Origin of the sequence: Niveispirillum fermenti (assembly GCF_048066175.1) — a bacterium.
GTDB lineage: Bacteria > Pseudomonadota > Alphaproteobacteria > Azospirillales > Azospirillaceae > Niveispirillum > Niveispirillum fermenti.
In genome coordinates this window covers 120,538-133,830 of sequence record NZ_JBLTXA010000001.1, presented here as the reverse complement: position 1 = coordinate 133,830, position 13,293 = coordinate 120,538, and the positions used below count along the sequence as shown (strand labels likewise).

At 64.0% G+C, this 13,293-nt stretch carries 9 protein-coding genes and 1 pseudogene; 4 read left to right on the top strand and 6 right to left on the bottom strand.

Translation table 11 applies throughout. The features are described 5' to 3' along the window. Nucleotides 1–54: 54 nt before the first annotated feature. Together parC and ACM9LZ_RS00565 are read left to right on the top strand one after the other, a co-directional pair. Nucleotides 55–2,319: a DNA topoisomerase IV subunit A gene (parC, locus tag ACM9LZ_RS00570; RefSeq protein WP_416617389.1), complete on the top strand. Its 2,265-nt coding sequence runs from the start codon at nucleotides 55–57 to the stop codon at nucleotides 2,317–2,319. A 108-nt stretch (nucleotides 2,320–2,427) separates the two neighbouring features. After that, nucleotides 2,428–3,669, top strand: coding sequence for a substrate-binding periplasmic protein (locus tag ACM9LZ_RS00565; RefSeq protein WP_416617388.1), 1,242 nt, complete (start codon nucleotides 2,428–2,430; stop codon nucleotides 3,667–3,669). Here ACM9LZ_RS00565 and ACM9LZ_RS00560 read toward each other — a convergent pair. From ACM9LZ_RS00560 to dprA, 3 genes are all read right to left on the bottom strand, one after another. Continuing rightward, on the bottom strand, nucleotides 3,656–4,126 hold the full coding sequence (locus tag ACM9LZ_RS00560; RefSeq protein WP_416617387.1) for a hypothetical protein: 471 nt from the start codon (nucleotides 4,124–4,126) through the stop codon (nucleotides 3,656–3,658). The two genes, ACM9LZ_RS00565 and ACM9LZ_RS00560, sit on opposite strands and share 14 nt — an antisense overlap. A gap of 99 nt (nucleotides 4,127–4,225) precedes the next feature. After that, a complete protein-coding gene (gene topA / locus ACM9LZ_RS00555; RefSeq protein ID WP_416617386.1) occupies nucleotides 4,226–6,904 on the bottom strand; it encodes a type I DNA topoisomerase in 2,679 nt (892 codons plus the stop codon). A gap of 49 nt (nucleotides 6,905–6,953) precedes the next feature. Then, a complete protein-coding gene (gene dprA / locus ACM9LZ_RS00550; protein WP_416617385.1) occupies nucleotides 6,954–8,075 on the bottom strand; it encodes a DNA-processing protein DprA in 1,122 nt (373 codons plus the stop codon). A 245-nt stretch (nucleotides 8,076–8,320) separates the two neighbouring features. Between dprA and ACM9LZ_RS00545 the strand changes: the two genes are divergently transcribed. Continuing rightward, nucleotides 8,321–9,691 carry an aspartate aminotransferase family protein gene (locus tag ACM9LZ_RS00545; protein ID WP_416617384.1) on the top strand — a complete coding sequence of 457 codons (1,371 nt, stop codon included), beginning with the start codon at nucleotides 8,321–8,323 and terminating at the stop codon, nucleotides 9,689–9,691. Nucleotides 9,692–9,734: 43 nt separating this feature from the next. On the opposite strand, the gene ACM9LZ_RS00540 is transcribed toward ACM9LZ_RS00545, so the two are convergent. The 3 genes from ACM9LZ_RS00540 to gap all read right to left on the bottom strand — a co-directional run bounded on the left by ACM9LZ_RS00540 (nucleotide 9,735) and on the right by gap (nucleotide 12,751). After that, nucleotides 9,735–11,129 carry a hypothetical protein gene (locus ACM9LZ_RS00540; protein WP_416617383.1) on the bottom strand — a complete coding sequence of 465 codons (1,395 nt, stop codon included), beginning with the start codon at nucleotides 11,127–11,129 and terminating at the stop codon, nucleotides 9,735–9,737. A gap of 245 nt (nucleotides 11,130–11,374) precedes the next feature. Continuing rightward, nucleotides 11,375–11,608 (bottom strand): DUF3126 family protein, encoded by a 234-nt coding sequence (locus tag ACM9LZ_RS00535; RefSeq protein WP_416617382.1) that lies wholly within the window; start codon nucleotides 11,606–11,608, stop codon nucleotides 11,375–11,377. A gap of 135 nt (nucleotides 11,609–11,743) precedes the next feature. Then, nucleotides 11,744–12,751, bottom strand: a complete 1,008-nt coding sequence (gene gap / locus ACM9LZ_RS00530; protein WP_416617381.1) for a type I glyceraldehyde-3-phosphate dehydrogenase — start codon at nucleotides 12,749–12,751, stop codon at nucleotides 11,744–11,746. 392 nt (nucleotides 12,752–13,143) lie between these two features. On the opposite strand from gap, the pseudogene ACM9LZ_RS00525 reads away from it, so the two are divergent. Then, nucleotides 13,144–13,248 (top strand): annotated as a pseudogene (locus ACM9LZ_RS00525) (IS5/IS1182 family transposase); the annotation flags it as partial. Between the last annotated feature and the right edge of the window lie 45 nt (nucleotides 13,249–13,293).

Here is a 13,293-nt window from a genome sequence, read left to right as displayed (position 1 = left end):
AGGACGGATAGAAGCCAGTACCCACGCCCCTACCCTATCTGGTATGGATGGGGCATGACCGACGCCGCCCATGAAATCCTGGACAAACGCCTCGCCGACGCGCTGGGGGAGCGTTACCTGTCCTATGCCCTGTCCACCATCGTCTCCCGTTCGCTGCCCGATGTGCGCGACGGGCTGAAGCCGGTGCATCGGCGCATCCTGTTCGCCATGAGCCAGCTGAAGCTGGACCCCTCCACCATGCCGAAGAAGTCGGCCCGCGTGGTCGGCGATGTGATCGGCAAGTTCCATCCCCATGGCGACCAGTCCGTCTATGACGCCCTGGTCCGGTTGGCACAGGATTTCGCCAGCCGCTATCCGCTGGTGGAAGGGCAGGGCAATTTCGGCAATATCGACGGCGATAATGCCGCGGCCATGCGATATACCGAGGCCCGCCTGACCGAGGTGGCCAAGGCCCTGATGCAGGGCCTGGATGAGGATGCCACCGACTTCCGCGCCACCTATGACGGCGACGGGAACGAGCCCATCGTGCTGCCGGCCGCGTTTCCCAACCTGCTGGCCAACGGATCGGCCGGCATCGCGGTCGGCATGGCCACCAGCATCCCGCCCCATAATGTGGGGGAGATTTGCGGCGCCCTGAACCTGATCATCGAGCGCGAGTTGCTGCCCCCGCCGGAAAAGCGCCGGCCCGTCGGCGTGGAAGAGCTGGTGAGCTGGATACGCGGGCCTGATTTCCCCACCGGCGGCATCCTGGTTGAAAGCCGCGCCAATATCATCGAGGCGTACCGCACGGGACGTGGCGCCTTCCGCCTGCGGGCCCGCTGGATGAAGGAGCCGCTGGGTCAGGGCACCTGGCAGGTGGTCGTCACCGAGATCCCCTATCAGGTGCAGAAATCGCGGCTGGTGGAGAAGATCGCCGAACTTCTGTCGGAACGGAAATTGCCGCTGCTGGAGGATGTGCGCGACGAATCGGCGGAGGATATCCGCCTGGTGCTGGTGCCCAAGAGCCGGAATGTCGATCCCGCCGTGATGATGGAGCAGTTGTTCCGCAACACGGACCTGGAAATCCGTTTCAGTCTGAACATGAACGTGCTGGATGGCGGCACCATCCCGCGCGTCATGACCCTGCATGAGGTGCTGCGCGCCTTTCTGGCCCACCGCCAGGACGTGCTGATCCGCCGGTCCCGCCACCGGCTGGGGGAGATCGAACACCGGCTGGAGGTGCTGGGCGGCTATCTGGTCGCGTATCTGAACCTGGACGAGGTCATCCGCATCATCCGCGAGGAGGATGAACCCAAGAAGGAACTGATGCGCAGCTTCCACCTGTCCGATGTTCAGGCAGAGGCCATCTTGAACATGCGGCTGCGCTCCCTGCGCCGGCTGGAAGAGTTCGAGATCAGGAAGGAGCATGACGCGCTGACGGCCGAGAAGGCTAAGCTGACCGACCTTCTGGAGGATGAGGCCAAGCGCTGGAAGGCCATCCGCACCGACGTGCAGCAGATGGACAGGAAGTTCGGCCGGTCGACCGCGCTGGGTGAACGCCGGACGGAGGTGGGGGAGGCCCCGACCGATATCGTCGTGCCGGTGGAAGCCATGATCGAGCGGGAGCCGCTGACCGTCTTCCTGTCCGAAAAGGGCTGGATACGCGCCGTGTCGCGACATATGTCGCCGGCTGAGGCGGCGGACGCCAAATACAAGGATGGTGACAAGGAAGGTTTTGTCCTGCGCGTGCAGACCACGGACAAGCTGCTTGTCTTCGCTAGCAATGGCAAATTCTATACGCTGGGCGCCGACAAGCTGCCGCGTGGCCGTGGCTTCGGGGAACCTGTGCGCCTGATGGCCGATCTGGGCGAGGCCGAGATCGTGTCCTTGTTCCCGCACGTGCCGGGGCAAAGGCTGCTGGTGGCCAGCAGCGACGGCCGTGGATTCCAGGTGGAAGCCGACGAGGTGGTGGCCCAGACGCGGGCCGGCAAGCAGGTTTTGAACCCGTCCGATGGCGGGGTCGCTGCCCTGGTGATCCCGGTGGAGGGGGATGCGGTCGCCGTTATCGGCAATAACCGCAAGCTGCTGGTCTTCAAGCTGGAGGAACTGCCCGTCATGGCGCGTGGCAAGGGCGTGGCGCTGCAGAAATACAAGGATGCCAGCCTGTCGGATGTGAAATGCTTCAGTCTGGCTGATGGGCTGTCCTGGAAAATGGGCGGAGTCGAAGGCCGTATCCGCACCGTGACCCTGCCGGAACTGTCCGGCTGGGTGGCCTTTCGCGGCAGCCAGGGCAAGCTGCCGCCCACCGGCTTTCCCAAGAACAACAAATTCACCGGTTAATGCAGGGCCAGTTTCCGCACCTTCCGGATATCTATCCGGACGACGGGGGCCGACCTACACTTTCTCCTGAGGCTTGGTCCCGGAACCGGGCATGCAGGGGAGTGGATCATGCGCCTTGTCATCATGGCGGGGCGCCTGTTGCTGGTGGTATGGATGGCTTTATCCACCACCGTGCAGGCCCGCGCGTCGGAAGTGCTGCATCTGCTGACCAATATCGCGCCCCCCTATCAGGAGATGGTGAACGGGGAATTGGGCGGCACATCGTTGCGCGCGCTCGACTGCATCATGGACCGGCTGGATCAGCGATACGAGGTTGACCTTGCGCCCTGGCTGCGCGCCCGCGAACAGGTGCGCCAGGGAGCCGTGGCGGGCATTTTCTCCGTGGCGCCGGATCCCGAGGGGCCGCGTGACGGGCATCTCTCCCTGCCTTTGGCCCTCGAACGCTGGGTGTGGGTGACACCGGCGGGCATTCGTCTCGTGAAGATGGATCTGCACCAACGCCGCCGCATTGCCGCCGTGCTGGGATCCAATCAATTGAAATGGTTGCGCGGTCAGGGAAGGGATGTCGATGGCATGGCCCGGACATCGACGCAATTGCTGCGCATGCTGGCGGCCGGCCGGGTGGAAGCGGTTCTGATGGACCAGGCGGAACTGCTGTCCGCGATCAAGCAGGCGGGGGCCGATCCTGCGCAGTTCCAGGTCAGCTTTCAGCGCTATATGCCCTTGGGTGTCTATTTCGCGGCCCCATTCCTGCGGTCGAACCCGCATTTTCTGGAACGGTTCAACGGCGAGATCGGCCATTGTGCGGCGGCCAACATGGTTCTGACGGCATCCGAGCGCGGGCTGGCCCTGGCTGTGGCCCGACAGGTCCATGACAGGCTGTTGACCGAGCCGTCCCTGCTTCCGGCGCTGAAGGCGGCCGGCAGGCTCAACGCGGATAAACCCGTCAGCCGCATCGTGGAGGAGGACCAGATATTTCAGAGCCATCGTGCTGCGGCCGACCATTCGCTGGTATGGTCGTTGCGCGATCATCCGCTATCCACGGCCCTGGCCCGGCTGCGGGCCGCGACTGGCGGGGTGGTTTCAGAAATCCTTCTGTTCGACAATGCGGGCGTGGCCGTGGCCGCCGATCCGCTTCCCTCCGACCTCTGGCAAGCCGACGAGGCGAAATATGCCATGACCGTTGCCAAGGGGGCTGACACGATCTTCGTCGACAATATCGCCTTCGACCAGTCGACGGGCCAGTTCAACGTCCAGGTCAGTTTCGCCATTGCCGGCGATAAGCCCGGTTCGGTGCTGGGTGGCGTTACGATCGGACTGGATATCGAACGGACACTCAATCGCCATTGAGGCGGTGGCCGGGCCGGTTATTGCCGATATCGGCCATGCCATCGTCCATACCTTCGACAATGGGCCGGCCGGCCGGATAATTCTCGCCCCGGCGTTTCATTTCCATGTCGCTGGCAGACATGGAAAGCGACATGGCGAAACCTGTCTGGGGGCAGGGGTTGGGGGCATAGCCGCGATCCAGCGCCCTGTCATCCTTGCCATAATCCAATCGGGCACCGGCATATTTGCCGCTGACCCCACCCATGGACACGCCGGCTTCCACGGTCTTGCGCACGCGGCAGCCTGGATCTTCGGCCGGGGCAGCAGCGGCCGGCACACCCTGGCTGTAATCCGGGACGGCGGGCAGGGTGCCGGGCTTGTTCAGCAGGGTGAAAGTATTGACGGGCTTCGTCTCTTCCGCCACGGCGGTCAGGGCGATGATCGAAAGGACCAGACCCGTCAGGAACAGGGCGCGCATGTCAGCCTCCCGGCAATGGCAGCCGGCCGCCCGATCACGAGCGCCGACCAATGCCCCTTATACGAATGAACGTGGTTCATCCTGTTCCTGAAAGCAAGCTCACACTGTCTTTTTTTTCGCCGCCGGCTTCTTGGCGGCCGTTGTCGTCTTGCTGGTCCCGGTCTTCGCGGCCATCTTCGGCGCGGCCGCCTTCTTGGCCGGGGCCTTCTTCTTCGGCTTCTCCTCTGCCGGTGGGGCATCCGCGGCGGGGGCCGCCCCCTTCTTGGCCGTGTCCTTGGCGGCCTTGGCCGCCAGCAGTTCCACGGCCTGTTCCAGCGTCAGCGTGTCGGGATTCTGGGCCTTGGGAATGCTGGCGAACAGCTTGTTGTGCTTCACATAGGGGCCGAACCGGCCGGAGCCGATGGAGATCGGCTTGCCATCCTTGGGGTGGTTCCCCAATTCGCGTCCCTGCACGGCCTTCTTCGCCGGCCCGTCGCCCAGAAGCACCACGGCCCGGTTCAGGCCGATGGTCAGCACATCATCGTCCGCGGGGATGTTCTTATAGGCGTCGCCATGTTTCAGATAGGGGCCGAAGCGGCCGATACCGGCCTGAATTTCCACGCCCGTGCTGGGATGCATGCCCAGGGAGCGGGGCAGGGACAGCAAGGCCAGGGCAATGGTCAGGTCGACATCCTGCGGGTTCATGCCGCGCGGCAGTGACACGCGCTTGGGTTTTTCCTCCTTCGGCAGGTTCGTGCCCAACTGGGCATAGACGCCGTAGGGTCCCCGTTTCAGCACGACGGTCAGGCCCGTATCGGGATCGGTGCCCAGTTCCCGGTCGGCATCGGCCTCCGCATCCTCCCCCGCCACGGCCAGCGGGCGGGTATAGCGGCATTCGGGATAGTTGGAACAGCCGATGAAGGCGCCCGTCTTGCCCAGTTTCAGCGACAGGCGGCCCGATCCGCAGGTCGGGCAGGCGCGCACATCGATCTTCTGCCCTTCCGCGTCGAAGCGGTCGGGGAAGAAATGCGGCCCCAGTGCGGCATCCAGCGCATCCAGCACCTGGGTGATGGTCAGGTCCTTGGTGTCGTCGATGGCGGCGTGGAAATGCTTCCAGAATTCCCGCAGCACATCCTTCCAGAAGATGCGCCCGCCGGAGATATCGTCCAGCTTCTCTTCCAGGGCCGCCGTGAAGTCATACTGCACATAACGGTTGAAGAAATTCTCCAGGAAGCTGGTGACCAGCCGGCCGCGGTCCTCCGGCTCGAACCGCCGCTTTTCCAGCCGCACATAATTGCGTTCCTGCAGCACCTGCAGGATGGACGCATAGGTGGAGGGCCGGCCGATGCCCAGTTCCTCCATCTTCTTCACCAGGCTCGCTTCCGTATAGCGGGGCGGGGGCTGGGTGAAGTGCTGGTCGGATTTCAGGTTGCCGCGCGTCAGGTCGTCGCCATCCTTCATGGGGGGCAGGCGGCGATTCTCCTCCTCCTCCCCATCATCATCCTTGTCTTCCTGGTAGACGCGCAGGAAGCCATCGAACCGGATGATGGAGCCGGTGGCGCGGAACACGGCCTCCGCCCCCTTGGACATGATGTCCACCGTCACCTGATCCATGATGGCGCTGGCCATCTGCGACGCGACGGTCCGCTTCCAGATCAGCTCGTAAAGCCGCAGTTCGTCCTTGTCCAGATAACGGGTCATCTGGTCCGGGCGGCGGAACAGGTCGGTGGGGCGGATGGCCTCGTGCGCCTCCTGGGCGTTCTTGGCGGCCGTCTTGTAGATGCGCGGCTTGTCCGGCACATAGGCATCACCCCAGGTCTGGTCGATCAGACGGCGCGACCCGTCGATGGCTTCCTGGCTCAAGGACACGCCGTCGGTACGCATATAGGTGATCAGGCCGACCGTCTCGCCGCCGATATCCACGCCCTCATAGAGCTTCTGGGCCGTGCGCATGGTCTTGACGGCGCCAAAGCCCAGCTTGCGGCTGGCTTCCTGCTGAAGGGTGGAGGTGGTGAAGGGCGCATAGGGATTGCGCTTCACCTCGCGCCGTTCAACGCGGCCCACCTTGAACAGCATGGGGCGGATACGGGCCAGCGCCGCCTCAGCCGCCCCCTTGTCGCCCAGGCTGAACTTCTCCAGCCGCTTGCCGTCCAACTGCGTCAGGCGTGCCGTGAAGGTGGCGCCGTCATGGGTTTTGAACTCTGCCTCGATGGTCCAGTATTCCTGCGGCTTGAAGGCCTCGATCTCGGCCTCCCGCTCGCAGATGAGGCGCAGCGCCACGGATTGCACACGGCCCGCGGACTTGGACCCGGGCAGCTTGCGCCACAGGACCGGTGACAGGTTGAAGCCCACAAGGTAATCCAGCGCGCGGCGGGCCAGATAGGCCTGGACCAATTCCTGGTCCACGTCGCGCGGCTTGGAAATGGCGTCCAGCACGGCGCTCTTGGTGATTTCGTTGAAGGTGATGCGGCGCACCTCGGCCTTGGATGCCAGCCGCTTTTCCTTCAGCAGCTCATGCACGTGCCAGGCGATGGCCTCTCCCTCGCGATCCGGATCGGTGGCCAGGAACACGCGGGAAGCACCGCGCACGGCGCGGGCGATCTCATCGACATGGCGCTTGGACCGGTCGCCCAGTTCCCAATCCATCTCGAAATCCTCTTCGGGGCGCACCGACCCATCCTTGGGCGGCAGGTCGCGCACATGCCCGAAGCTGGCCAGGACGGTATAGTCCTGTCCCAGATACTTGTTGATGGTCTTGGCCTTGGCCGGGGATTCAACGATGACGACACTGCCAGCCACTGAAGGACCCGCCTTTCGAGGAACGATGGAAAACCGCGAATTGGACCGGTCAGACCAGGCTGACCTGACCGCCGGGATGACGCTGCAGCCGCCCCGCCAGTTCCAGTTCCAGCAGCACGGTCAACACCACCCCGGCAGACAATTGGCAGCCGCGGATGACTTCGTCAATGAGAACCGGGGTCGGGGACAGGCTCTCGACCACAAGATGGCGTGCTTTGGCCAGTTCGCGCTCGTCCTCCGTGGCGGGAATGGGGGACCGGAAATGTCCCCCGGCCGGCTCGCGCAAGGGGCCCGCGGCGGCGGCATGCAGGTGCGTGACGATATCGTCCGCATTCTCCACCAGGGCAGCACCTTCCTTGATCAGGCGGTTACAGCCCTGGGCGCGCGGGTCCATCGGGGAGCCCGGCACGGCGAACACATCGCGCCCCTGTTCGGCGGCAAGGCGCGCGGTGATCAGGGACCCGGATTTAAGCGCCGCCTCCACCACGACAACCCCCAGCGACAAGCCGGAGATCAGACGGTTGCGGCGGGGAAAATGCCTTGCCTGCGGTTCCGTCCCCAGGGGTGATTCGGCCAGCACCGTGCCGCGCTGGGCGATATCATGGTAAAGGCCGGCGTTTTCCGGCGGATAGATGATGTCCACGCCGCCGGCCACCACGGCGGCGGTACCGCCGCCGATGGCCCCCTGATGGGCCGCTGTGTCGATGCCGCGGGCCAGGCCCGATACCACGGTGAAGCCGGCATCGGCCAGGTCGTGGCCCAGCCGCTCGGCCATCTTGCGCCCGGCGATGCTGGCATTGCGCGCGCCGACGATGCCCACACAGGGACGGGCCAGCAAGGCCGGGAAGCCCAACACTGCCAGGACAGGCGGCGCATCGTCGATGGCGGCCAGCGGCCGGGGATAATCCGCCTCCCCCCGGAACAGCCAGCGCCCGCCCAGCTTTTCCAGCGCCGCGGCTTCCCGCTCCACCTCTGTCCGCGCGGGCACGCGCAAGGGTGCCTTGCGGCCGCCGCGCCGGGCCAGGTCGGGGAGTGCCGCCAGCGCCGCGCTGGCCGTGCCGAACCGTTCCAGAAGTCGCGCGAAGGTAACAGGCCCGACATTTTCCGCACGGATCAGGCGGACGCGGTCGATGCGTTCGGTCAGCGGCAGGGTTGAATTCTGTGATTGCATGGGTGCATGGTTCTGCAATCGCCATCTGCTGTCAACGGCTTTCCCGGTCATGACAAAACGGGTGATGGGCGACCGGGTGACGGGCGGTGCCGGGCACGCTATGATCCGCCCATGACCTATACCGGCCCCACGCCCAAGGAAGAGATGCTGCTGCATTGCGCCCGGATCGGGTTCAACCCGCCGGCGGGACGGGTTTCGTCCGTCCGCAATGCCGTCTGCCTGTCCGATCCGGGGAGTGTTTGTCCATGTCCGTCGATACCGCCGAACTGAAGCGCCTGTCCGGTGCCCATCACTGGCACCCGTTCACCGACCACAAGGAACTGTCCGCGCTGGGCGGGCCGCGCATCATCACCCATGCCGAAGGGGTGTGGCTGACCGACAGCGCCGGCGTGCGCATCCTGGATGCCATGGCCGGGCTGTGGTGCGTCAATGTCGGATATGGGCGGCGGGAACTGGCCGATGCGGCCTATGGCCAGCTGACCGATCTTTCCTTCTATCACGGCTTCTTCAAGACGACCACGGCGCCAACCGTGCAACTGGCGGCCCGCCTGGCCGAACTGACGCCGCCGGGCCTGTCGCGCGCCTTCTTCGCCAATTCCGGGTCGGAAGCCAATGACACGATCGTGCGCATGGTCCGGCATTACTGGGCCTTGAAGGGCAAGCCGGGCAAGAAGATCATCATCGGGCGCGACCATGGCTATCACGGCACCACGATGGCGGCCGCATCGCTGAACGGCATGCCGGCGATGCATGCGCAAGGCGGCCTGCCGCTGCCGGATTTCGCCCATGTGATGGCCCCCTATCCGTTCGAGGGACAGGGGGAGATGGGTGCCGAGGCGTTCGGCCGGCTGGCGGCCCGCACGCTGGAGGAGAAGATCCTGCAACTGGGGCCGGAGAATGTGGCCGCCTTCATCGGGGAGCCGGTGCAGGGTGCGGGCGGCGTGATCATCCCGCCCGACAGCTATTGGCCGGAGGTCGGGCGCATCTGCCGCGAACACGACATCCTGCTGATCGCCGACGAGGTGATCTGCGGCTTCGGGCGGCTGGGCCACTGGTTCGGCTGCCAGCGCTATGGCATCAGCCCCGATTTCATGACCTTGGCCAAGGGCATCACGTCAGGCTACATCCCCCTGTCGGCCGTCATGGTCGGCGACCGTGTGGCCGGGACCCTGATCGAGGAAGGGGGCGAGTTCTACCACGGCTTCACCTATTCCGGGCACCCGGTGGCCTGTGCCGTGGCCCTGGCCAATCTGGACATCATCGCACGCGACGGGCTTGTCCGGCGGGCGGGGGAGGAGATCGGCCCCTATCTGCGCACGCGGCTGGAAGAGGTGCTGGACGGCCACCCGATCGTCGGTGAAATCCGGTCGGAGGGCATGATCGGCGCCATCGAGATCGTGAAGGACCGCCGGACACGCGAACGGTTTCCCGGCAATGGCAGGGTCGGCCTGATGGCACGCGACCATTGCTTCCACAATGACCTGATCATGCGCGGCATCCGCGACAGCCTGGTCTACGCCCCGGCCCTGACCATGACTGAGGATGAGGCCGACGAGGTCGCACAACGGGCCCGGCGGGCGCTGGACCTGACGGCGCGCGACCTGGGGGTGACGTAGTGACCGGGGCGGGCAATGGTCCCGCCCCGGTCGCATCACGGCGTCATTGTGCTGGCGCCGGGCCGGGATTGCGCGACACCCTATTGCCCTTGGACCAATATTCAGCCGAGAACCGGCCTTGCTGGACACTGTCGGTATAGGCGATCCAGTTGATGATGCTACCCTGCATCTGCAGGCTGAAATCCAGGCTCACGGCGTGGCCCTTGTTGAAGGCCTGGCCCCACGGAATGTTGCGGAACCACAGCATGAATTCCGGTCCCGCATCCTGGCCGTCGGGCGGGGTGGGGAAGGCCGGGTTGTTGAATTGCGGCATGATGGCGGAAATGGCCGGATATTGCGCCGTGCTGTGACAGGACATGCAACTGCTGGCCGAATTATCGGCCGGACCGTTCAGGCGGGAATTCCAGCCCAGATGCATGGGTGGCAATTCCCTTGTGTCGGGATTGATGATGGTTTCCGTGATGGCCGGGTTGATCCGCGTGGCTGTCGGCGTGGGATTGGTGTGGGAGACCGTGACCTCCGGATTGTTGCCCCACATCAGGCCGACGGGGACGAGATTTTCCCACGGGTTGGCCTTGCCCATGCGGCCATTATAGACATAGGTGCCGAACACCCAGCCGCCCTGCTTGTCCAGCCGGCTGTCGCGCACCATGATGTCCATCTGAAGCAGATGCACCTTCGCCGTCACGCGCTGGCCTGGTGTCGGGGGGGCCGGCATGCCGGGCACGTCGGCCTGATAGACATAGGCATTCCATGAAACGGGATTGGTCAGGTATGGCACCTGGCTTTCATCCAGCGTCGTGAACAGCAGCTTGGCCACCACGGTGCCGTCGGGGAAGCCGCCGCCCTTCTGGAAATAGGACATGTCCGGCGCCTGGGCGGAAGGCCAGAGCTGCCCGATGGTCCAGCCACCCATGGCGTTGTAGAAGCCGACCGCATAGGCGCTGGACTTGACGGTCTGTTCGGGGGCCAGCGACCCGACCGGCAGCGGGCCTTCCTTGGTCAGGCCGTGATAGCCCTCGCGCCCGTTGGGTCCCCAATGCTGCCAGGGCACATGAAACCAGCGGCGTACCGTATTGTCCTCCAGGAAGAAATCATCTTCCACACCATTCTCGGCATCGATATTGCCCTGGAAGACATATTGTTTGACGGCATCAAGATAGGCGCGCCAGTCCTTGCGGTAGTCGATCTTCAGGATCTTTTCCACAGCCGGTTCAATGGCCGGCTTGGTCTTGGGAAAATCCTGGGACAGGACGAAGACGCGGCCCGTATAGTCCGTCGGTGGCGGCATATAGCCGAAATCGGGAAACTTGAGCTGGTATTTTGGCGTCGGCTCCGCAGGCAGCATGAAGGGTACGGCCGATTTCGGAACCATGCCCTGCTGGAGCGACTGTGCATTGCCTTCCGCCCGGGTGGGGGTGGCTGACAGTCCGGCCATTGCCAAGCCTGCCGCCAGCATCGCCGCCGCTCCCCCCCGCCTGAATGACCTGCGTTCCATCCTTGTTACCCCCCGTTGATCGATGGTGACCGGTCCTGTCCACCTGCGCCCTGTTACGCATAGGACATGATCAACCAATGAGGGAATATTGAATGGTATCTGAAATATTTTCAACCAAAAGCAATAGGGCGCCTGCCACTTTCGCGGCAGGCGCCCTATTGGGAAATACGACCTTTACGGGCGTGTCACTTCGCCTTGGCGGGGGCGATATTGGGCAGGTCTTCCGACAGGATGGTCATGTTGAACGCATAGGAGATGTCGCCATCATCCTCGTCCCGATAGAGCGTGCCGATGAACTCGTCACCGATGGTCACTTCAACGGGCTGGCCCTTCTTGGCCGGGGGGTTCACGGTGATCTTGTCGTTGCCGAAATTCCGGCGCAGATAGGCCTGCAGCCGGGCGATCTCGTTGGGGGTCATATCCAATCCGCCTTCTTGCTTTCATGTCGGGAAGGGTGAAAAGCCAGGGGCGCCGCCCTTGCCGGAACGGCGCCCCTGTCGGTAGAGGCCGCCCCCAGGATAAACGCGGGGGCGGCGGCATGACCAGTCGGGAAATCAGCCAGCCTTGCTCATGGCGATCACGGTATCGCCCATGCGGTTGGAGAAGCCCCATTCATTGTCGTACCAGGTCAGGATACGCACGAAATTGCCTTCCATGACCTTGGTCTCGTTCAGCGCGAAGATCGAGCTGTGGCTGTCATGGTTGAAGTCGGTGGAGACCAGCGGCTCGGCATAGGCGCCCAGGATACCCTTCAGCGGGCCGTTGGCGGCCTCGGTGATCAGCTTATTGACTTCTTCCACGGTCGTGTCGCGCTTGGCCACGAACTTGAAGTCGACGACCGACACGTTCGGGGTCGGCACGCGCAGCGAGGTGCCGTCCAGCTTGCCCTTCAGTTCCGGCAGAACCTTGCCCACGGCCTTGGCCGCACCGGTGCTGGTCGGGATGATGTTGAGCGCGGCGGCGCGGGCGCGGTGCAGATCCTTGTGGAACGTGTCCACGGTGTTCTGGTCGCCGGTATAGCTGTGGATGGTGGTCATGAAGCCATGCGCGATGCCGATGCCCTGGTTCAGCACATGGGCCACCGGGGCCAGGCAGTTGGTCGTGCAGGAGGCGTTCGATACGATCTTGTGCTCGGCCGTCAGCTTGTCATGGTTCACGCCATAGACGACGGTCAGATCCTCGTCCGTGGCGGGCGCGGAGATCAGCACCTTCTTGGCACCGGCGGTCAGGTGCTTGGAGGCGGCCTCGCGCGAGGTGAAGATGCCGGAACATTCCAGGGCGATATCCACGCCCAGCTCACCCCAGGGAAGCTGGGCCGGATCGCGCTGCTGCACCGACCGGATGGTGTGGCCATTGACGACCAGATTGCCGTCGACCACCTCCACGGTGCCGGGGAAACGGCCATGCACGCTGTCATACTTCAGCAGGTGAGCGTTGGACTTGGCGTCGGCCAGATCGTTGATGGCGACGACCTCGATATCGTTCCGGCCGCTCTCGTACAGAGCGCGCAGAACCAGACGGCCGATACGCCCGAACCCGTTGATCGCAACTTTGACAGCCATGCTTTCCTCCGATTGAACGGCACCCCGCGCCGGCTTTGGCACCGGGGGCCGATGGGCAGCGGGACGGCCCATGTTCCAAGCCCGAATTAACCCCTGAACCCCCCGCATACAAGGGCACAACCGTCCCTTCCGCCATGCGTGAAGCGCACGGGTTGCAGCTTAGTTTTTTTGTGAACCGGCCGCAATTCAGGTAACGGCGTTACCGGCATGACTCTTTGAGGGCAGGGTTTGTGCGGGGATGGTGCGGTCGATGATGAATGCTCGTTTGGAGAATCATTTCTTAATTGGGTTTATACCACCTTGCGATGAGTAGAACTCATCGCAAGGTGGTCCGGCGGCGACCGCCGCCGCCCCGCTCGTGCGGCGTCGCCAAGCCAACGAATGTTGGCGCCTCTCGACGGCTCGCCACGGACCTCCAACAGACAATCGCTTCCGCCACCGCGTCGCTCTTCATCGCATCCGTTCAACTCTTCATTCGAAGTATCGCAAGATGTTGATACAATTCACATTAATATCGAATCAGACTCTAAAGGTTTCCCCAG